Genomic DNA, 22,065 nt, shown 5'->3' on the forward strand with positions numbered 1-22,065 from the left:
GCTATTATAAAAGCCTAAAAGTCCGTATCATCTCCGCTCCTATAGAGGCGGAAGATGTACGGACTAGATGAGAAGTAGATACGGAGATGTTATGAAGACTACATGGAAAAGTTATGACGCAGGTACTCCCGTCACAATTCCCCGACCATGTGTCCCTATATAGACCCGCCCATATTCCTGCATGTCACCGCAGATATGCAATACCAGGCCATATTGATGGACATCATCATTGATACGTACCCAAGAGTTCGCCGCATCGTCAGAACGGAAGAAACCGTATTGCCCGTTGACTACGCCTATCAGATAGATGGCAGGATAATCATTGCCCGACTTTGCCTTGCCGAAACCAAAAGCATAGATGGTACGTACCTTATCCAAAGCACGGAAATCAAATTTTTCTGAAGCAGCAGAGCGGTACAAACCATCATAAGCTGCAATCCACAAATCTTTTTCATGACCGGGAGTAGCGTAGATACGGTCTTGTCCTCCACGCGGATCTCCTCTTCGTACGGCGGTACCGGCATTACCCCGTTGGAACCGTTTAACAGTTAAATTCAATGTGTCGGCATGAAAAGTCGCCCCACCATCCTCGCTGCTATACAATATTTCGGCCACAGCATCTACAGCATAAAAACGTTGGGGGTTCACCTTGTCTGCAATGACGCGGATATTCTTAGGCAAACCACGGCAAGATAGCCAAGAAGCCCCCTTATCACGGGTCAGATAAGCCTCCGAGCGGTCGGGTGTCCAAATCCAAGAAGAGCCGTCTGCTGCCACGGCGATATGCCCATTACGAGACTTTTCCGTCGGAACAGTGGCACACATAGTCCAGTGCCTGCCCCCATCTTCTGAATATGAAATGGTCTTTGCACCCGGCTGATGGCCGAACAGTGTACCAACTCTGACTATCAAATCCTGCTTCAGCCAGGCACCCGTCACTCCATTCGTATTTCCGAAATGAGGATTGGCATGGCTGCCCAACGAATCGGGCCGATTGAGGTCGAAATGCGTAAAGCCACCATAATCACCGATACCGGAAATCAGACGCGCCCCTTTTTCGGGAGCATAGAGTTCGAGAGGCACGGTCTCTTCGATACCGGCAGACATGATACTCCATTTCACCGGTTCCCCACGTTCCACGGCAGAGAGGTTGAAAGTTTCCCAACCGCCGAAACCGGTGGTAAACATGGCATGTTCAGCGTCGGTAGGGTCTATCTCTATGTCGAACATCCAGTGTAGGGGCGCTACCTTTGTATAGGGAGCTTTGGAATAATCATACTCATATCCCGTCTTGAAAATCGGTTTCCAGCTCTTGCCACCGTCAGTCGTACGGAACATCTCATCACTTTTATAACCGTGCTTGCCCCCTAGACTGTGTGTACTGGCAATCAGATGCTTCGGATTACGAGAATCTACAGATACGGCTGCATAGCCAAATCCTGCCTTTTCGCCACCTGGCAGTCTGACGGGAGAAATGTCTGTCCATTTGCCTTTACGGATATCGTATTTCCACACACCTCCATCCCCCATCTGGCTTGGACCGGGAGTATCCCCATACGTCAGAATCAATTGCCCGTCACCGGTCAAGACCATATGCGTGGGGCGATACTGCACCGGCTGCCCCTCAACCGGCTGCCAGCTTTCACCATAGTCGTGGCTCACGAACAGATTTTCCCTTCCCATCAATGAAGCCGCCACATAAATGTCACGGGTACCACACCCATCTTGAGTACCTTGTACATCGTAGACTATGCAGACAATGCCACTACCGCGATTCCCCCATGCAGCACGGTCGGCAGGATTGAACTTCTCGGAGACATCCGGGAAAGACACCACCCGTGCCCAGCTCTGCCCCTTATCCATACTGCGCCACAAACCATGCAAACGGGTTCCCATATAAATGATATTCCCATTCTGCGGGTCCACCATCATCCGTTCCCCATTACCACGCCCGTTCTCGTTGCCGCCCATCGTAAAGGGCACATCGACACGGGCAAAGGTTCTGCCGCCATCATAAGAACAAAGTATGGCCCCATTGGAGCTACTGGTATACGTACCGCAGGCAATATACACGTTCTGCGGATTCTGCGGGTCGATGGCAATGCTCTCCACCCCCTGCAGATTGCTTTCATCCAGACTTATCCAGTCCAGCAAGGGCGTCCACTGGTTGGAAGCAGCGTCCCACCGGTAGGCTCCTCCCATATCGGTGCGGCAATAACGGACACCGGGAGCTTCTGGGTGAAAAACAATACCGTCCACAAAGCCTCCTCCCACTATCGGTACACTCTTCCATTCGTAAGAAACGGAATTCACCGGAGATATATCTTGAGCAAGCATCGGCATGCCGCCCAGCATCAAACTTATTCCTGCTAAAAACAACTGTCTTTTCATAAGCATCAGAGTTCTAAAACAAACGTTCTTGATATTTTCTTCAAAGATAGGAATATTTCATTGATATTTCAGACTGAAACTTTTGCTACAGTGCACATATAATCCTAACAACCAACGTTTTAATAAAAGCAAGAAACTAAATCAAGCCATAAAAAGATTAAAACGGCACCTATCACAGTTCTTCTCGCTAACAGTTTTTGTAACAACAATGCAACATATATGACACAAAAACACAACACGCATGTCCGAACTTTGTCACCGACAAATCATTCGACAACAACAGATTATGAAAAAAAGTGCATTGACAGTACTAATTGCCCTGATGCCGCTGGCCGCAATTGCTCAAACGCCCTCCATCAACGAGGACGGAAAAAAGATTGAAAAGGAGAAGATGGAAACCAAAGACTACCTACCGGAAGTCCACGGAACCATCCGCGCCAAATACGAATATCAGACCACCATGGGTGCAGGACGTTTCGAAGTACGCAATGCCCGCATCAGCGTGACGGGTAACGTATTGCCTAGCGTAGCCTACAAAGCCGAGATAGACCTCTCCGACGAAGGTCAAATCAAGATGCTGGATGCCTACGCCCGGCTTTTCCCGACAAAAGGACTGACAGTCACCGCCGGACAAATGCGCGTCCCCTTCACCATCGACGCCCACCGCTCACCGCACCAGCAATACTTCCCCAACCGCTCGTTCATCGCCAAGCAAGTGGGCAATGTACGGGACGTGGGGTTCACAGTAGGATATACCCTGCCTACCGGTGTACCTATCACTGTGGAAGGAGGACTTTTCAACGGTTCCGGACTGACTAACCAGAAAGAATGGCACAAGGAAGTGAACTACTCCGCCAAAGCCCAATTTCTCTTCACCAAAGGACTGAACCTAACACTGAGCGTGCAGAGCATCCAGCCGGAAGAAGTACGTATGCAATCCTACGACATCGGTGCCTACTATGAAACCGGCCGTTTCCATATCGAAGGCGAATATTTGTACAAGCAATATTCCGACAACGCTTTCAAAGATGTACACGCTGTCAACACCTTCATCAACTACGATCTGCCGTTACGGAAAGTATTCAACAAAATGTCTTTCCTGCTGCGCTACGACATGATGACCGACCAGAGCGACGCCAAAACCGCCGATGAAGAAACCGGCAGATTGACGGTGACCGACTACAAACGCCAACGCCTAACGGGCGGCATCACCTTCAGCCTCAGCAAAGCATTCCGCACAGACCTCCGGTTGAATTACGAGAAATACTTCTATGCCAAAAACAGCATAGCGAAGGAGTCGGAACAAGACAAAGTAGTATTGGAATTGATGGTACGCTTCTGATATTTCTTGGCTTCCCCTTGTTTCTTTCATTCCAAAAATGTATATTTGGAATAAATTATTCCGAGCTATGGCAAATCCAATCATACCCGGTATACCGCAGACTGAACAAGACTTATTGTATAGTAAACTGAATGCATACAATCAAGGGAGAGCCTCTTATAAGGAAGTAGGGGCCTATCTTATCGTACTGCCCCGGCCTGAGTATCTCCAATATACTTTGTGGATTTACTCTCCACTGCCCGGGAGACAGTCCATCTTCTACATTTGCGACCTTTCCACCGACATTCACGAAACGTTGCGGATGGCAAGCACGCTATGCTTCTACTCACCGCGCAGCCTGCTGCTTGTGGAGTACAATGCCAAAAGAATGCAGAGCAAAGGGGACGACATTATCTCCATAGGCAAATACCACGGACATTTCCTGCACGAAATTCTCCGTATAGACCCTGCCTATCTTACGTGGATAGCCTTCAAATTCCAGCCACGCATCCCCAAGCAGGAACGTTTCGTACAGATTGCCAAGATTTACCATTCAGTCCACCTCGACATACAACGAAGAAAAACGTACCAAACCACCGGCGGACGTTTCCTGGGGAAGGAAGGGGAAAAAGTGGAGAACCTGACACTGACCGTACTCAGCGTGCGACTGGAAGACAACCCCTACAAGACGCAGCTCAAAGGGACCACTCCTTATTTCTATGTACGCCAAGTGTTGAAACTGAAAGACTCCATCGGCAACTTCGTCAGCATCCGGCTGAATGCACGCACGGCAAGCCGGAAATCATGCCAGCTGCCCGCCGTGGAACATGCCTACCAGATGGGAGAAGTAATGAAGATAGCATCGGCACGCATCGCGCGTACCTATATAATAGGAAGTACGAAATACACCCGATTGACACATGTAAAGTTACACGTCCCTACCGGGTAAAAGATTTTCTATCAGATACGAACCACACGCTGCATACGGCTGCTTTCCCAGGCTGCCTCAATCAAGCGGATGACTCCGACCACCTCGCGGGCATCGCTCTGCAAAGGTTCGCCGTGGTGGATATGCCGATAGATATTCTCATAAAAAGCTGCATAATCACCGGGAAGACTTGGATAGGGTTCATAAACAATTCTACCGTCTTTTTCCGTATAAAGCAGTCCCCAAGAGGATTTGTCCTCCTCGCCCCAGTGCGAAGTGCCGGGCAATACGCCCTCGGTCAAGGCGGCTTCCTGCGGGTCGAAACCATATTTCACGTAAGAACCTTCCCTACCGTGGAGGACGAAACGGGGTTCGCTCGCACACATCAGATAGCTGGATTTCAGCGTTATCTTCACTTCGGGCGCCTTTGAGGGACGTAGCAAATGGATGATGAAATAGTCGTCTACCTTGCTGTCCTTGCGCAACGTGGCAATATCTGCAAAGACGGCTTCGGGCATACCGAACAGCTGCACAGCCTGGTCTATGACGTGGGCACCCAGGTTATAGGTCAAGCCGCCCCCATCTTGTCCGGTTTCCTTCCAAGTATTCGGCTTGATAAAATTACGATAACGGGGGAAGGTGGATTCAAACTCCACCAGATGCCCCAGCAAGCCTTTGGACAGTATTTGCTTAACTGTCAGGAAATCGCAGTCCCACCGGCGGTTCTGGTAAACGCTCAAGGTCAGCCCCCGGCTTGCGGCAAATGCCACAAGTTCCTCAGCTTCTGCCACGGTGGTGGTGAAAGGCTTCTCCACAACCACATGCTTACCTGCTTCGAGGGCGCGGCGGGCATACTCATAATGAGTGCTGTCCGGCGTGTTGATGACAACCAAATCCAGCTCTTCCACTTCGATAAGTTCCTCAAAACTCCGCACAATACAAGCGTCGGGATACTTCTCCCGGGAGAGTTCCTTACTGCGCTCCGTAACGGCAGTCAATTCAAAATGAGGGTTAGTGGAGATGAAGGGGGCATGGAAAACACGTCCCGACATTCCGTAAGCGGCTAATCCGGTCCTTATCTTGTCCATATCGTTCTTTTTAAGTTCACCATTATTCCGTCACCAACGGACGCTTACGCCAATCGTCCTTCATATAGCTGTCGGGGTAGACCGTCTTATCAATAATTTCGCCACCTTTCAGACGAATCCAGGTGGTGAAAGTACGGGCACCTTCCTTCATCAAAATGACACGTGCACCGTTGGACAAATGGTTGTACTCGGTATTACCACCGGTGAAACGGCCGTAAGCCAGCAGGATACCTTTCCACATTACGGCATAATCGTTGTCATGATCGTGCCCGACAAACATACCCATCACATCACCAGCCTCTTTCATGGCAGTGAACATGCCCGTATTCAGTTCCGGAGCGCAAGCCTTTTCCATGCGGGTACCTATCAGTATGGCGTTCTCGTCGGAAGCGGCTTCGTTATATTCCGGCAAAGGAATATGGAAAAATGCTAGTGCAGGCAAAGGTTGCCCACCGTTCTTTGCTTTATAAGTGGCACTCTGCTGGCGGTACCAGTTCACCTGGTCGAAAGTGAGCCAGTCGTACCCCTTTACGTCGGGTAGTTTGGAGTAGGAATGGGAATCCAGACAGTAAAGCAGGGCTGCATCCTTCTTGCCGTCCGAGGATTTCAGTGTGAGGACATAGTCGGGAGATTCTACTCCGCCACGGTCGGGCTGGATATTGAAAGGCATGGAACGGATAACGTCATAAAGCTCAGCACGTGTTTTTCCCTGCTCGTTGTCGTGGTTGCCAAAGGTTACGACAAAAGGAATCTTACGGTCCGTAGCATAGGAAAACACCTTGCGCATGGCTGTATCGGCAGGTGCGGCATAAACCACATCGCCGGTAAAGACTACTAAATCGGGGCACTCAGCATCAAGCACCTCGCCAATACGCTTCAAAGCAATATCCGAAGCCGGATTGCCATACTTGAAGTGGATGTCTGTAAACTGGACGATTTTAAACTCTCCGTTCTTGTTGAACTGCAAAGGCGATACTTGTGCCGGGCAGAACAAGGAGGATAAAAGTGCCAGACAAAAGGCCAAGGAGATTTTCTTCATATAAGTGGATGATTAAATTGAGTTGATATTATTATTCCTTCACTATCAATACAGTGGCATAGGCGGATATACCTTCCTCCCTGCCCGTAAAGCCGAGTTTCTCCGTGGTGGTGGCCTTGATGGAGATGGCATCCTCGTCTATTCCCATCACCGCGGCAAGCGTACGCTGCATTTCGGGAATATAGGCCTTCAACTTAGGCCGCTCAGCGCAGATGGTGGCATCAATGTTACCTACCGAATAGCCTTTGGTAGCTATCAATTCTATTGTTTTCTTTAGCAGAATCTTGCTGTCTATGTTCTTAAACTCACCGGCAGTATCAGGAAAATGATAGCCGATGTCACGCATATTCGCCGCTCCCAGCAATGCGTCACAGATAGTATGGATGAGCACGTCCGCATCCGAGTGCCCCAACAATCCCTTTTCATGTTCCAGGCGGATACCGCCCAGCCAAAGTTCGCGCCCTGCCACCAGTTGATGGACATCAAAGCCAAAACCTACACGTATCTTCATATCGTTGCTTCTTTAAGTTGACACGAAAGTACGGAAAAAAAGCGAGGTAACAAGAAAAAACAAGACGAAGATAATCAGCGAATATTGAAGTCAAGTACTTTCCCTTCCCCAAGATAACCCTGCAAGTGCTGTCCGATGCTGACGGGAGCGACTCCCGCGGGTGTTCCCGTGAACAGCAAGTCACCGATTTTCAAGGTCATGAAGCGGCTGACATAGGCAATGATATCATCTACCCGGAACAACATGTCCGCTGTATGGCCACGTTGAACCTCCTTATCATCAATCGTCAGACGAAAGTCCAGATTCTGTACATTGCCGCCCACCTGTTCCAAAGGAACAAAGGTACCGATAGCTGCCGAATTGTCGAAACCTTTGCAAAGCTCCCACGGATTACCCGCCTCACGGAACTTACGTTGCAAGTCGCGTGCCGTGAAGTCGATGCCCACCGTCACCGCATCGTAATAGCGATGGGCAAAGCGAGGAGCAATATTCTTGCCCAAACGGCAGATGCGTACCACCACTTCCGCCTCATAATGCACTTCGTTGGAAAAGTCGGGGATAAAGAAAGGTTTGCCATCTTTCAGTATAGCTGAATCGGGTTTCAAAAAAATAACCGGTTCCTTATTCTCGTGTGTATGTCCCAGCTCTTTGTTGTGCAGAGCATAGTTCATTCCTACAGCAATAATCTTCATTACTTGATTTCGTTAAAGTTTAGTCTGTTAAACATCACGGCCAGATGGGCATAAAGGGAAGTGTTCTGCACGACAATGTTCTCGGGAACGCGGATACGGAACGGGGTGAAGTTCCATACGGCCTTGATACCACCCTCTACCATGGAATCCGTTATCTGCTGGGCTATTTCGATAGGTACCGTCAGCACGCCTATATTGACATCGTACTCCTGCATCTTCTGCTTGAACTCATCCGAATGATAGATGGGGATGCCGCTCAATGTCGTACCCACCAATTCAAGCTTCACATCAAAAGCAGCCACTATCTCCAAACCGAAATGGCTCAGACCCGAGTCGCGCAGCAAAGCACCTCCCAAGCTTCCAACACCGAACAGAAATGCTTTGTGTATATTGGTAAATCCCAGGAAATCCTCCAGTACAGCTATCAGCGTGTCCACCTCATATCCCACACGCGTACGGCCCGAGATATTAACATACGAAAGGTCTTTGGCAATCTGTGAAGCATCAATATTGATTTCCTTGGAAATCTGGGTGGATGATACGAATCGTTCCCCCTTTTGTTTCAGCAACTTTACATTGGAAAGGTACCACGGAAGCCGGCGCAAAGTAGGTTCCGGCACCTTCATGGTTTCTTTTTTCTGTAACGGACTGCTCATAGTTTCTTATTTAAGTTCTCAATATTGCGATTGACAAAAGTAGTGCTTTTTTTCTAATCAGTAACACGGATGCAACAAAAGCTTAACATAATTTCTAATTGCATAATTCCACATAATATCGTACTTTTGGGAAGTTTTTTAAAAAAAAGTATGAAGAATAATGATTGGAAAGAACGGTTGAATATAGTCTATTCCACCAACCCGGACTACAAATATGAGATGAATGACGATGAGGAGCAAGCTACCCTCCCCCCTGCACAACAACGCTTGCGCGTGCAGCTGGACCGCAAGAACCGGGGCGGCAAAGTCGTCACTCTTGTCACCGGTTTCGTGGGCACCGACAATGGCCTGAAAGAACTGGGCAAATTGCTGAAAAGTAAATGTGGAGTGGGTGGAAGTGCCAAAGATGGAGAAATCATTGTGCAGGGCGACTTCAAACAGCGTGTCATTGACCTGCTGAAAGCTGAAGGATACACGCAAACTAAGCCCGTAGGATAAACCAAACCATCATCCGTCTCACTGCAACTGTAGAGGCATAAAAAAAGTGACCGTTTAGGAATTCAACTCCATATACGGCCACTTCTTTTTATAGAATCGTTTCTAAGCGGAATTATTCAGCGCGCAAAGTAAAACGCTTGAAGTCAACAACCTTCAATTCAGGATCAGCTTCTTTCAAGACTTCTCTAACTGTCTTCTTGCCATCCATGATGTCTTCCTGGTTCAGCAAGCAAACTTCTTTCAAGAACTTGCCAAGACGACCCTTAGCAATATTCTGAATCATTTGTTCAGGCAGATGTGCAGCCTTCTCAGCAGAAACAGTAGCAATGATTTCCTTTGCCTTTGCCACGTCTTCAGCAGTAATCCAGCCCTTGGCCATGTTGCTTTCCATGTGGTCTTCGCTGTCCACGTGAGCCGGGTTGATACCAGCCTTCTTCAAAGCGGCCTCAACAGCCTTCTGTACCTGTTCAGCTTTTGTCTTCTCTATAGCAACATCTATTTCCTTCTGCTTGATTTCTTCAGATACACCATCTTCGTCTACCGCAATCGGATTCATGGCAGCAATCTGCATGGCAATCTGCTTAGCCAGTCCTTCTTCAACAGCCTTGTTGAAAGCAACAATAGTGCAGAGACCGTTTCTGTTCATGTGGTTATAAACCACAGTGCTTGCGCCTTCTACAGTCATGTAACCATCCAACTCCATCTTCTCGCCAGTGATACCACTACGGTCTGTTACAGCATCCTGTACAGTACCGTTGCCCATCGGCAGAGCTTTTACTTCGTCCAGAGTCTTGCACTTGTTAGCTACGGCAAGGTCCAGAATGTCCTGAGTCAGTTTCACGAAATCAGCATTCTGAGCCACGAAGTCAGTTTCGCACTTCAAAGCGATGATAACGGCAAAGTCACCCGTAGTCTTAGCCAGCACACAGCCTTCAGAAGCCTCGCGATCTGAACGCTTAGCTGCAACAGCTTGTCCCTTCTTACGGATAATTTCCATTGCCTTGTCGAAATCGCCTTCAGCTTCAGTCAAAGCATTCTTGCAATCCATCATACCAGCACCGGTCATCTTGCGGAGCTTGGTTATATCAGCCATACTTACAGCCATAATATCTTTTTATTTTAATTGTTAATAATATCCTTATAAAGTAATTGAGAGTTGAGAATAGAGAATTGAGAATTGCCGTAAAGTAACTCTCAACTTTCAATTCTCAACTCTCAACAGTATGATTAAGCCTCTTCTTCCTTCATGAAAGCAGCAGCCTTAGCGGCATTGATTGCTTCCTCGTCGGACTTGTCGAGTCTTGCTTTTGTAGCTTTCTTCTTGCCTTTGTTGGCAGGAGCTTCACCGGCAGCTTCCATGTCTACCTTTTCGGCCTTACGTTCTTCCAGACCTTCCTGCATAGCAGCACAGCAGGCATCAAGAATAACTTCTACTGACTTAGTAGCGTCATCATTTGCCGGGATTACGAAATCGATATTCGTAGGATCAGAGTTTGTATCAACGATACCGAATACTGGAATACCCAAACGGTTAGCTTCACGAACTGCGATATTTTCCTTCATTACGTCGATAACGAACAGAGCAGACGGCAGACGAGTCAGGTCAGCAATAGAGCCCAAAGTCTTGTCCAACTTTGCACGTTGACGTGAAATCTGAAGAATTTCTCTCTTGGAGAGGTTTGAATAGGTACCGTCGCTTGTCAGCTTGTCGATGGTAGCCATCTTCTTGACAGCCTTACGGATAGTCGGGAAGTTAGTCAACATACCACCCGGCCAACGCTCGATTACATAAGGCATATTTACAGATGCAGCCTTATCGGCAACCACCTGCTTAGCTTGTTTTTTAGTAGCAACAAACAGGACTTTCTTTCCTGATTTAGCGATTTGCTTCAAAGCTTCAGCAGCTTCGTCAATTTTAGCAACCGTCTTGTTGAGGTCAATGATATGAATACCATTGCGCTCCATGAAGATGTAAGGAGCCATTGCGGGGTTCCACTTTCTTTTCAAGTGACCGAAGTGGCAACCGGCTTCCAATAATGTATCAAAATTTGTTCTAGACATTTTCTTTTAAATTAATCGTTTACTTTCTTTTTTGTTTCTTCTAAACCAACCGCCGGGTAGTCTGAATCTGAAGAGTCCCGGTAGTTTAGATACTAAACGCTTTTTCAGTTGAGAGTTGAGAGGTGAAAGTCGAGAATTAAGCAACTTGTCCGCCCCAACCGTTCTCCAACTCTTAACGTTTACTGAACTGGAATCTACGACGTGCTTTCGGTTGTCCCGGTTTCTTACGTTCAACAGAACGAGGATCACGAGTCATGAAGCCTTCAGAACGGAGAGCAGCCTTGTCCTCAGCATTGATTTTCACCAGTGCGCGGGCAATTGCCAAACGCAAAGCCTGAGACTGTCCAGTGAAACCACCACCGCAGAGGTTCACTTTGATATCGTACTTTTCAGCAACACCCAGCTTGTTCAACGGCTGTTTAACTACATACTGAAGAATGCTTGATGGAAAGTACTCTGCGAGGTCTCTCTTATTAATAGTAATCTTTCCGGTACCTTCGCTTACGAAAATACGTGCAATTGCACTTTTACGTCTGCCTAATGCATTTACTACTTCCATTATCTCTTATTTAAGTATGTTAATATCAATCATTTTCGGGTTCTGAGCATCGTGTTTGTGCTCGCTACCGGCATATACATACATATTGCCCAGCAATTTTGCGCCCAACTTGTTCTTAGGCAACATACCCTTTACTACTTTTCTCAGTAACTTGTCATCACCGTTCGGTTTTGCCTGCAAACGGGCAGGAGTGATTTCTCTCTGGCCGCCGGGATAACCTGTATATGACAGATATACCTTGTCATTCCACTTGTTACCGGTTAATTTTACTTTGTCGGCGTTGATAATGATTACATTATCGCCACAATCTACGTGAGGGGTAAAGTTAGGTTTATACTTTCCTCTCAACAGTTTCGCAACTTTTGCGCCCAGACGGCCCAATACCTGGTCTGTAGCGTCAACAATGACCCATTCTTTAGTCACTGTAGCTTTGTTTGCAGAAATGGTCTTGTAACTTAAAGTATCCACTCTTAATTGTTTTTTAAAATGTTACTACTAAAATGTTTTTCTTCACCGCAAGCCAGTCATCCCGGACAATGGAAGATTAACTCGCTATGAATTAAATGCTTATCCTTTCGAGATAATAATCGGCTTGCAAAGGTACGGTTTTTCTTAGAACTGGCAAAAGTTTTCCACTTTTTTTTAGAGAGCCACTTGGCTGATATACAACAGACAAAGTTATCCTGCGGAGAAAGGGAAGAATCTCCGCAGAACAACTCTTTATGATGCGGCCTTCATCGGTCGATGCCGTCATAGAAGGCTTTCAAAGCTGCATGAGAAAGAAACGGGAAAGAGAAAGAAATATCAACGGACAAGGTCTTCGGGGAATTTTGCAGGCATGCCCACCCGCTTCCATGTTTCATGGAACCATGTATTCAGTTCATTACCATTCAAGTCCTTAGCTATAAAATACTTCAGGTACATTACCCCGTCGTCCCCTATTTCAAACTCCAGTATATTGTCTTTATGGTCCAACATGGGCAAATGGATGTTTTTCTCAATGCTTTCCTTATAGGAATTATCCGTCAGCTGCTGATAAGTCCCATATCCAGTGATGATGGCATCTTTGCCTGGAATAATTGTAAAATTGACAATACGGCCGTCATCACTCAGCACTTTAAAGGTGTTACTCGGTTTCAATATCCCGGGAACATCCGGGATTTCAGACACATAATGACATAACTGCCAAATTCCTGCCAGTTCCGCAGGCCTAAACTCTGCGCTCTCCTGCGCATTGGCTCCCGCTACCGCAAGCAGCACCGCTGCCAGCATGGTAAAGAAATAGTTCCGTTTCATATTCGTATGATGTTGGTTAACGTTATGTCGTTCCGTTAGACACAAATATAAAGATTTATTTTGAGATTATAACATTTTTAGATATAAAAAAACCGCACAAACAACAGAATGTTTGTGCGGATGATTTTATCCAGTTTGTATATTCCAAAACCTAGAACTCGGCGTTACGCGGCGTACGTGGGAACGGTATAACATCACGAATATTCGTCATGCCCGTCACGAACAGCAACAAACGCTCAAAGCCCAAACCAAATCCGGAGTGGGGACATGTACCGAACTTGCGGGTATCGAGATACCACCACATATCCTTCATCGGTATGTGAAGTTCGTCAATACGCGTCATCAGCTTGTTGTAATCCGATTCACGTTCGGAACCGCCAATGATTTCCCCAATCTTCGGGAAGAGCACATCCATGGCACGCACGGTCTTGCCGTCTTCGTTCTGCTTCATATAGAACGCTTTGATTTCCTTCGGATAGTCAGTCAGGATAACCGGACGCTTGAAGTGGTCTTCCACCAGATAGCGCTCGTGTTCGGAAGCCAAGTCAACTCCCCAGTACACCGGGAATTCAAACTTATGTCCTTTGGCAACAGCCTCTTCTAGTATCTTGATACCTTCCGTATAGGGCAGGCGCACGAAGTTTTCTTTCAAGACACCTTGCAGACGTTCAATCAATCCCTTATCAAACATGTCATTGAGGAACTTCACATCGTCGGCACAGTTGTCCAAAGCCCACTGCACACAATACTTGATGAAGTCTTCCGCCAGGTCCATATTGTCCGCAATATCATTGAACGCCACTTCCGGCTCAATCATCCAGAACTCTGCCAAGTGGCGGGGAGTATTGGAATTCTCGGCACGGAACGTAGGACCGAATGTATAGATGGCTCCCAATGCAGTAGCGGCAAGTTCGCCTTCCAACTGTCCGGAAACCGTCAGGCTGGCCTGCTTTCCAAAGAAGTCATCATCGTAAATAATGGAACCATTCTCGTCCTTCTTCAAGTCATACAGATTCTTTGTAGTTACCTGGAACATCTGGCCTGCGCCTTCGCAGTCGGAAGCCGTGATGATCGGAGTATGAAAATAGAAGAACCCTCTGTCATGAAAGAACTTATGGATGGCAATCGCCATGTTGTGACGAATACGAAACACCGCCCCGAACGTATTGGTACGGGGACGCAGATGGGCTATCTCACGGAGAAACTCCATGGAATGACCTTTCTTCTGCAACGGATACGTGTTATCGCAAGCTCCCAGCACTTCGATCTCGCGGGCCTGCACTTCGGCCTTCTGACCGGAACCGACAGATTCCGTCAGCACCCCGTTTACACTCAAACAAGCACCGGTAGTTATCTCTTTCAGCATCTCCTCATCGAAGTTACCCAAGTCTACTACAATCTGCACATTATTTATTGTAGAACCGTCATTCAGCGCGATAAAGTTTACTTGCTTACTACCTCTGCGGGTACGAACCCAGCCCTTCACGTTGACCATAGCGCCAAAATCTTCACGCTTCAGCAGGTCAACCACCTTTGTTCTACTAATCTTTTCCATAAAACAGTTATTATACCTTATTATATATTACTCGAAAGAACCCATGCGCAGGAAGTTCACCTCTTGCTCCGTGAGGTAACGCCATTCGCCGCGGCGCAGGCCTTTCTTCGTTAAACCGGCAAAATATACACGGTCCAGCTTCATCACTTTGTATCCCAGCGATTCGAAGATACGACGCACGATACGGTTCTTACCGGAGTGAATTTCAATGCCGACATCATCTTTCTTGACGTCATCCGTATAGCTAATGGCATCTGCATGGATTTCTCCGTCATCCAGTTGAATACCGGCCGCAATTTGCTCCATATCGGCTTTTGTCAGATTCTTGTCCAAATGCACATGATATATTTTCTTCTTCAGATACTTGGGATGCGTCAGCTTGGAAGCCAAGTCACCATCATTTGTCAGCAGCAACACACCTGTAGTATTGCGGTCCAGACGACCTACCGGATAAATACGTTCATTGCAAGCGCCTTTCACCAAATCCATCACCGTGCGACGTGCTTGGGGGTCATCCGAAGTAGTCACTGTATCTTTCGGCTTGTTCAGCAGGACGTAAATCTTACGTTCGATACTGACCGTCTGGTCGTGGAACTTCACTTCATCACCACGTTTAATCTTGGTTCCCAATTCCGTCACGACCTCTCCGTTTACAGAAACAACTCCGGCAGTGATGAATTCATCAGCCTCGCGACGGGAACAAACACCGGCATTGGCCAGAAATTTGTTCAGACGGATAGGCTCGTTCGGGTCCACAAACTGCTCCTTATACTCTATCTGTTTCTTCTTGCTGTACTTAGCATTGGGGGCATAATCGGCCGAACGACGGACAGGACGACTATAGCTATCTCTGTTACCATATCCGCCAGGCCTTCCACCACCCGAATTGAAGCGTGGACGATAAGGACGATCACCACCCTCATTATTGTAGCGAGGACGCTGCAGACGGTCGCCATCTTCACTGTTATAGCGCGGACGATAGGGACGGTCTGTATTATAAGAACGATCACTGTTATAAGGACGTTGCGGACGGTCACCACCTTCATTACCATAACGCGGGCGCTGCGGACGGTCACTATTATAAGGGCGTTGCGGACGGTCGCCACCTTCGCTGTTGTAGCGCGGACGGTAAGGGCGGTCCCCCGAATTGTTTCCATAAGGACGTTGCGGACGGTCGCCGCCTTCGCTGTTATAACGCGGACGATAAGGGCGGTCGCCATTATCATTATTGTAACGAGGACGCTGCGGACGGTCACCATTGTCCGCACCAGGATTAAAGCGCGGGCGATAAGGACGGTCACTGTTATAAAGGCGCTGCGGGCGGTCTCCGTTTTCACTGTTAAATCTGGGGCGATAAGGACGGTCGCCATTATCACGGTTGTAAGACGGACGGCTGTAGCCACCTTCCTTGTTAAATTGGTTACCATCGCGGCCGGCACCTGAGTTCTCCTCTGAGGAAGAAGCATCACGCCAAGTTTCGTTTTCTGTACTCATTGTTTTTTTATTCGAATAAAATTAAACCTTGGCCTCACGGCCATTCATTGTCTCTATTATACCTTGAATTTTATATGTTTCTATAACAATTGCCGGACTAAAAAGTTGAAATTCCTCCGGCACACTTCTGTGGTTGCTTAAATTCCCGTATAAGTATGGGGGGTAATCACCCGCAATTCTTTCTTTATCTCTTCACTCACATTCAGTCCTTCTATAAATTCCTTGATGGACGCTTCCGTAATGGCCTGATTGGTACGGGTCAACGCTTTCAACGCTTCATAGGGATGCGGATAGGCCTCGCGGCGCAGAATGGTCTGGATAGCCTCGGCCACCACGCTCCAGCAGTTGTCCAGGTCACGATAGATGGCCGGTTCGTTCAACAGCAACTTACGCAAACCCTTCAAAGAACTTTGTATGGCAATAATGATATGCCCGAACGGCATACCCACATTGCGGAGCACGGTAGAGTCCGTCAAGTCACGCTGCAAACGGGAAACCGGCAGTTTTACCGCCAAGTGCTCAAGAATAGCATTCGCCATACCCAGGTTTCCTTCCGCATTTTCAAAGTCAATCGGGTTCACCTTGTGCGGCATCGCGCTGGAGCCCACCTCACCGGCTTTAATCTTCTGCTTGAAATATTCCATAGAGATATATTGCCAGAAGTCACGGTTCATATCAATCATCACCGTATTGATGCGCTTCATGGCATCAAAAATGGCAGACAGATTATCGTAATTGGATATCTGGGTAGTATACTCCTCGCGTTCCAAACCAAGTTTTTCGGAAACGAACTTATTGCCGAATGCCTTCCAGTCATATTCCGGATAAGCCACATGATGGGCATTGTAATTACCCGTAGCGCCACCGAACTTTGCTGTCACCGGACAAGCCTTCAGCGTTGCCAGCTGTCGTTCCAGACGGTAGACAAACACCATTACCTCCTTACCCAAACGGGTAGGCGAAGCCGGTTGCCCGTGTGTCTTGGCAAGCATGGGGATAGCGGCCCACTCTTCCGCATAAACACGGAGTTGTGCTATCAGTTCCTCTATTTGAGGATAGTACACCTGCTCCAATGCCTCTTTTACAGACAAAGGAACAGACGTGTTATTGATATCTTGTGAAGTCAGGCCGAAATGGATGAATTCCTTATAGTCCTCCATACCACCCAACTTATCAAACTCTTCTTTCAAGAAATACTCCACAGCCTTCACATCATGGTTCGTCACGCTCTCAATATCCTTGATGCGTTGTGCGTCGGCTTCGGAGAAGTTACGGTAAATATTTCTCAAGGTTTCGAAAACACCCTTATCCACCCCTTTCAGTTGCGGCAAAGGCAGCTCACACAGCGTGATAAAGTATTCTACCTCAACTTGTACACGGTATTTAATCAGTGCAAATTCTGAAAAATAGGCAGCCAAAACATCCGTTTTGCCTCTGTATCGACCGTCAATCGGAGAGATTGCGGTAAGTAAATCAAGTTTCATACGTCGTATTTATGATGATAATTATCGGACTGCAAAATTACTGCTTTTTTCTGAGTAACAAGACATAAAGGATAAAGATTTTAAGAAAAGGAAGTTAACGGATAAAAAAAATGGCCTCACAATCACTTGCAAGACCACCTTCGAATGAAAATTTCCAGTGGGCGTTGACGGATTCGAACCGCCGACCCTCTGCTTGTAAGGCAGATGCTCTGAACCAGCTGAGCTAAACGCCCTTTTGACGAACGAAAGTGCTTGGATTTTGTGTGGGCGTTGACGGATTCGAACCGCCGACCCTCTGCTTGTAAGGCAGATGCTCTGAACCAGCTGAGCTAAACGCCCGTACACTTCCGTTTCAAAAGCGATGCAAAGGTACAGCTTATTTTGACATTACCAAAACTTTTGCATAATATTTTTCGATATTTTTTTAGTCATTTAGCGACACACTCTGTTTCTCAAGCATTTAGCATGTTCATTTTTTTGCCTCATTTTTCCGAATGACCTTTGCCGGATTACCAACGGCTATGCTATCGGATGGAATATCTTTCGTCACCACACTACCCGCACCGATGATACAACGGTCGCCGATGGTGACACCCGGACACAAAATGGCACCGCCGCCAATCCAGCAATCCTCTCCTATCGTCACCGGATAGGCATATTCCTTTTCCGTACGACGTTCGATATAATCCATCGGATGATGGGGAGTGTATATCTGTACGCATGGACCGACCAACGTATGGGCACCAATCGTGATATATCCTCCGTCCAGGAAAGTACAATTGGCATTGACAAAGACATGCTCACCCAGCCGGATACCATCCCCGTGGTCGCAATGGAACGGCGGACAGATGACGGACGTGGCGGGAATACCCGGTACCAGTTCCTCCAACAAGCTCCGGTAATCCTCATCGTAAGTACTCATCACACGCATCTTTGCCAGCAAGCGCTTGGCATGCTCAAACTTCACTTGTATCTCCGGAACGGACATGTCCGCCAACTGGGAGCTACGCATTTTTTCCACTTCATTCATATTGTTTCTTCTTTTGATTCATACAGAGACTCAGCCCCGAACAAAGATAGGGAAATAAACCCTGTATAACAAAAGAGCGGAAAACCTTTCGGCTTTCCGCTCCTGCAATCGTTTACAGAGCAAACAAATTATTTGTACTCCTGCCAGCTCTTAATCTGGATACCTTCCAGATTCATTTCGCAGAATGCCTCGATAAAGGCACTTGCGAGGCGGGCATTGGTAATCAACGGGATATTGTGGTCGATGGCGCCGCGACGAATCTTGTAGCCATTGGTCAGCTCACGTTTCGTATGGTTCTTCGGGATGTTGACAATCAAGTCGAAGGCATGGTCGGCAATCATCGTCATCACGTTGTTTTCCGCATCCGGGCGTTCATCCGGCCAGTAAACGGCCTCCGTCGTCACGCCGTGAGCGTTGAGGAAAGCGGCTGTACCTGCCGTAGCATAAATCTTATAGCCTTTGGCAAAGAGCATGCGGCTGGCATCCAGCAAATCTACCTTGGACTTCATGGCTCCGGAGGAGAACATCACGCCCTTCTCGGGACGAGGGATTCTGAATCCGGTAGCAATCATGGCATTCAGCAACGCTTCGGAGAAATCATCGCCAATGCAGCCCACCTCACCGGTAGATGACATGTCTACACCCAACACCGGGTCTGCCTTGTGCAGACGGGAGAAGGAGAACTGGCTTGCCTTTACACCGATGCGGTCGATGTCGAATGCCGACTTGTCCGGTTGTGTATAAGGAGCGTCGAGCATGATGCGGGTAGCAGTCTCGATGAAGTTGCGCTTCAGCACCTTCGATACGAACGGGAAGCTGCGCGATGCACGGAGGTTACACTCGATAACCTTCACCTCGTTGTTGCGAGCCAGGAACTGGATGTTGAAAGGACCGGAGATATTGAGTTCCTTTGCAATCTGGCGGCTGATTTTTTTAATGCGGCGTGCCGTTGCAAAGTAAATCTTCTGTGCCGGGAATACCAGAGTAGCGTCACCGGAGTGTACACCGGCAAACTCTACGTGCTCGGAGATGGCGTATTCCACCACTTCACCGTTTTGGGCAACAGCGTCGAACTCGATTTCCTTGGTGTTCTGCAAGAACTGGGATACAACAACCGGATATTCCTTAGATACTTCGGCAGCCATCTTCAAGAAGTTTTCCAGCTCTTCTTCGTCGTAGCATACGTTCATCGCAGCACCGGAGAGTACGTAAGACGGACGCACCAGTACCGGATAGCCCACCTTCTCTACAAAGCCTTTCACATCTTCCAGGCTGGTGAGTTCCTGCCAAGCCGGCTGGTCGATGCCCAGCTGGTCGAGCATAGCGGAGAACTTGTTACGGTTTTCTGCACGGTCGATGGAGATGGGTGAAGTACCCAGCACGGGAACTGACTGGCGGTGAAGCTTCATAGCCAGGTTGTTCGGAATCTGTCCACCCACTGAGACGATGACACCGCGCGGCTGCTCCAGGTCGATAACGTCGAGCACACGCTCGAAGGAGAGCTCGTCGAAGTAGAGACGGTCGCACATGTCGTAGTCCGTAGAAACGGTTTCGGGGTTATAGTTAATCATGATGGACTTGTAGCCCAGCTTGCGGGCAGTCTGGATGGCGTTCACCGAACACCAGTCGAACTCTACAGACGAACCGATGCGGTAAGCGCCCGAACCAAGCACAACCACTGATTTTTCATTCTTATAATAGTTCACATCATAACCCTGAACGGCATATGTCATGTAGAGGTAGTTCGTCAGTTCCGGATGTTCGGAAGCCACCGTATTGATGCGCTTCACGGCAGGCAGGATGCCCAGCTCTTTACGACGGGCACGTACGGCGAGGTTTTCCTTCTCCATATTGCCTTGCGGATTCAGTACGAAGCGGGCAATCTGGAAGTCGGAGAAGCCAAGCACTTTTGCTTCGCGCAGCACATCGGCAGGAATGTCTTCTACCTTATTATATTGAGAAAGTTTCTGCTTGTAGTCTACGATGTTCTTCAGCTTGCCCAAGAACCAGGGATCAATCTTGGTCAGCTCGAAGATACGGTCGATGGTATATCCCTTTTCCAAAGCCTCGGCAATAGCAAAGACACGCAGGTCGGTGGGGTGCGACAGTTCATAATCCAGGTCCTCGAATTCCACGTCTTCATTACCCACGAAGCCGTGCATTCCCTGACCAATCATACGCAGACCTTTCTGAATGATTTCTTCGAAAGAGCGACCGATGGACATAATTTCACCCACGGACTTCATGCTCGAACCGATTTCGCGGCTGACACCTACGAACTTCGTCAAGTCCCAACGCGGAATCTTGCAAATCAAGTAATCCAGCTGCGGAGCGGCATATGCAGAGTTGGGAGTTCCCATCTCGCCAATCTGGTCGAGCGTATAGCCCAAAGCAATCTTGGCAGCCACGAATGCCAGCGGATAACCGGTAGCCTTGGAAGCCAATGCGGAAGAACGGGAGAGACGTGCGTTCACCTCGATGACACGATAGTCGTTTGTCTCGGCGTTGAACGCATACTGGATGTTACATTCACCCACGATGCCCAGGTGGCGGATACATTTGGTGGAGAGTTCCTGCAACATTTTCACCTGCTCGTCGGTCAATGAGCAAGTGGGAGCCACTACGATGGACTCACCCGTATGAATACCCAGCGGGTCGAAGTTTTCCATGCTTGCCACCGTGAAGCAGTGGTCGTTGGCATCGCGGATTACCTCAAATTCAATTTCCTTCCAACCCTTCAGAGACTCTTCTACCAGAATCTGCTTGGAGAAAGTGAAAGAGCTTTCGGCCAATTTAATGAAGGCTTCCTCGTCCGGACAAATACCGCTTCCCAGTCCGCCCAGAGCATAAGCCGAGCGCACCATCACGGGGTAGCCAATCTCGCGGGCTGCCTTCAGTGCGTCTTCCATGCTCTCCACAGCGTGGCTCTTCGGAGTCTTCATCGGAATCTCGTCCAGCTTCTTCACAAAGAGGTCACGGTCTTCGGTGTACATAATCGCCTCAACGGAGGTACCCAGCACGCGCACGCCATATTTCTGAAGAATTCCGTTCTGGTAGAGTTCCGTACCGCAGTTCAGCGCCGTCTGTCCGCCGAATGCCAGCAAAATGCCGTCGGGACGTTCTTTCTTGATGATTTCTTCCACGAAATAAGGAGTTACCGGCAAGAAATAAACTTGATCGGCGATACCTTCCGATGTCTGGATAGTAGCAATGTTCGGGTTTACCAAAACAGAACCGATACCTTCTTCGCGCAACGCCTTCAGCGCCTGCGAACCGGAATAGTCAAACTCTCCGGCCTGACCAATCTTGAGCGCACCAGAACCCAAGACAAGCACTTTCTTTAAATTCTTTTCCATATTCTCTTGTTGTCTATTAAGTTACGAGTTACAAGCTACGAACTACGAGTTGTAGCTATTTCACAAAAAAAATGCGTCACCCAATAAAGGATTAACGCATTACCAA

19 protein-coding genes and 2 tRNA genes are annotated in these 22,065 nt (G+C 48.1%); 3 read left to right on the forward strand and 18 right to left on the reverse strand.

Translation table 11 applies throughout. From position 1 onward, the window contains the following. Positions 1-111: 111 nt before the first annotated feature. Positions 112-2,391 (reverse strand): exo-alpha-sialidase, encoded by a 2,280-nt coding sequence (locus JXR92_RS01000; RefSeq protein ID WP_226791231.1) that lies wholly within the window; start codon positions 2,389-2,391, stop codon positions 112-114. 286 nt (positions 2,392-2,677) lie between these two features. Here JXR92_RS01000 and JXR92_RS01005 point away from each other — a divergent pair, with 286 nt between their 5' ends. Both JXR92_RS01005 and JXR92_RS01010 read left to right on the forward strand, forming a co-directional pair. Continuing rightward, entirely contained in the window at positions 2,678-3,733 is a 1,056-nt protein-coding gene (locus JXR92_RS01005; protein ID WP_138344884.1) for a porin, read from the forward strand. Between the two features lie 67 nt (positions 3,734-3,800). Then, positions 3,801-4,661: an exodeoxyribonuclease X C-terminal domain-containing protein gene (locus tag JXR92_RS01010; RefSeq protein ID WP_061411225.1), complete on the forward strand. Its 861-nt coding sequence runs from the start codon at positions 3,801-3,803 to the stop codon at positions 4,659-4,661. Positions 4,662-4,672: 11 nt separating this feature from the next. Here JXR92_RS01010 and JXR92_RS01015 read toward each other — a convergent pair whose 3' ends face one another. The 5 genes from JXR92_RS01015 to JXR92_RS01035 form a co-directional block, all read right to left on the reverse strand. Next, a complete protein-coding gene (locus JXR92_RS01015) occupies positions 4,673-5,728 on the reverse strand; it encodes a Gfo/Idh/MocA family oxidoreductase (RefSeq protein ID WP_057097605.1) in 1,056 nt (351 codons plus the stop codon). A 22-nt stretch (positions 5,729-5,750) separates the two neighbouring features. Further along, a complete protein-coding gene (locus JXR92_RS01020; protein WP_138344882.1) occupies positions 5,751-6,767 on the reverse strand; it encodes a metallophosphoesterase family protein in 1,017 nt (338 codons plus the stop codon). Between the two features lie 31 nt (positions 6,768-6,798). Beyond that, entirely contained in the window at positions 6,799-7,278 is a 480-nt protein-coding gene (ispF, locus tag JXR92_RS01025) for a 2-C-methyl-D-erythritol 2,4-cyclodiphosphate synthase (protein ID WP_005829658.1), read from the reverse strand. Between the two features lie 74 nt (positions 7,279-7,352). Next, positions 7,353-7,970, reverse strand: coding sequence for a fumarylacetoacetate hydrolase family protein (locus tag JXR92_RS01030; RefSeq protein ID WP_061411220.1), 618 nt, complete (start codon positions 7,968-7,970; stop codon positions 7,353-7,355). Continuing rightward, positions 7,970-8,626, reverse strand: coding sequence for a redox-sensing transcriptional repressor Rex (locus JXR92_RS01035; protein WP_061411218.1), 657 nt, complete (start codon positions 8,624-8,626; stop codon positions 7,970-7,972). The genes JXR92_RS01030 and JXR92_RS01035 overlap by 1 nt, the downstream gene beginning before the upstream one ends. Positions 8,627-8,776: 150 nt before the next feature. Here JXR92_RS01035 and JXR92_RS01040 point away from each other — a divergent pair, with 150 nt between their 5' ends. Next, on the forward strand, positions 8,777-9,124 hold the full coding sequence (locus JXR92_RS01040; RefSeq protein WP_061411216.1) for a translation initiation factor: 348 nt from the start codon (positions 8,777-8,779) through the stop codon (positions 9,122-9,124). A gap of 112 nt (positions 9,125-9,236) precedes the next feature. On the opposite strand, the gene tsf is transcribed toward JXR92_RS01040, so the two are convergent. From tsf to carB, 12 genes are all read right to left on the reverse strand, one after another. Beyond that, on the reverse strand, positions 9,237-10,229 hold the full coding sequence (tsf, locus tag JXR92_RS01045) for a translation elongation factor Ts (RefSeq protein ID WP_005829605.1): 993 nt from the start codon (positions 10,227-10,229) through the stop codon (positions 9,237-9,239). Positions 10,230-10,351: 122 nt separating this feature from the next. Beyond that, positions 10,352-11,185, reverse strand: a complete 834-nt coding sequence (gene rpsB, locus JXR92_RS01050; protein WP_005829604.1) for a 30S ribosomal protein S2 — start codon at positions 11,183-11,185, stop codon at positions 10,352-10,354. A 172-nt stretch (positions 11,186-11,357) separates the two neighbouring features. Continuing rightward, positions 11,358-11,744 carry a 30S ribosomal protein S9 gene (gene rpsI, locus JXR92_RS01055; RefSeq protein WP_005829603.1) on the reverse strand — a complete coding sequence of 129 codons (387 nt, stop codon included), beginning with the start codon at positions 11,742-11,744 and terminating at the stop codon, positions 11,358-11,360. Between the two features lie 6 nt (positions 11,745-11,750). Then, positions 11,751-12,212, reverse strand: coding sequence for a 50S ribosomal protein L13 (rplM, locus tag JXR92_RS01060; RefSeq protein ID WP_117600785.1), 462 nt, complete (start codon positions 12,210-12,212; stop codon positions 11,751-11,753). A 336-nt stretch (positions 12,213-12,548) separates the two neighbouring features. After that, the gene (locus JXR92_RS01065) at positions 12,549-13,040 is read right to left on the reverse strand and encodes a DUF4488 domain-containing protein (protein ID WP_035450126.1); all 492 of its coding nucleotides are present in this window, start codon (positions 13,038-13,040) and stop codon (positions 12,549-12,551) included. A gap of 151 nt (positions 13,041-13,191) precedes the next feature. Beyond that, complete coding sequence (gene asnS / locus JXR92_RS01070; RefSeq protein ID WP_098032870.1) at positions 13,192-14,595, reverse strand: asparagine--tRNA ligase; 1,404 nt, start codon at positions 14,593-14,595, stop codon at positions 13,192-13,194. Between the two features lie 27 nt (positions 14,596-14,622). Further along, a complete protein-coding gene (locus JXR92_RS01075) occupies positions 14,623-16,089 on the reverse strand; it encodes a pseudouridine synthase (protein ID WP_138344880.1) in 1,467 nt (488 codons plus the stop codon). A gap of 137 nt (positions 16,090-16,226) precedes the next feature. Next, a complete protein-coding gene (purB, locus tag JXR92_RS01080) occupies positions 16,227-17,573 on the reverse strand; it encodes an adenylosuccinate lyase (RefSeq protein WP_138344878.1) in 1,347 nt (448 codons plus the stop codon). Positions 17,574-17,731: 158 nt separating this feature from the next. Next, positions 17,732-17,806, reverse strand: a tRNA-Val gene (locus JXR92_RS01085). 31 nt (positions 17,807-17,837) lie between these two features. Beyond that, a tRNA-Val gene (locus tag JXR92_RS01090) sits at positions 17,838-17,912 on the reverse strand. A 130-nt stretch (positions 17,913-18,042) separates the two neighbouring features. Continuing rightward, on the reverse strand, positions 18,043-18,603 hold the full coding sequence (locus JXR92_RS01095; protein WP_016274434.1) for a sugar O-acetyltransferase: 561 nt from the start codon (positions 18,601-18,603) through the stop codon (positions 18,043-18,045). Positions 18,604-18,731: 128 nt separating this feature from the next. Next, positions 18,732-21,959, reverse strand: coding sequence for a carbamoyl-phosphate synthase (glutamine-hydrolyzing) large subunit (carB, locus tag JXR92_RS01100; protein ID WP_117600781.1), 3,228 nt, complete (start codon positions 21,957-21,959; stop codon positions 18,732-18,734). Positions 21,960-22,065: the final 106 nt, after the last annotated feature.

It is taken from the genome of Bacteroides parvus (genome assembly GCF_017309675.2).
Taxonomy (GTDB): Bacteria; Bacteroidota; Bacteroidia; order Bacteroidales; family Bacteroidaceae; genus Bacteroides; species Bacteroides uniformis.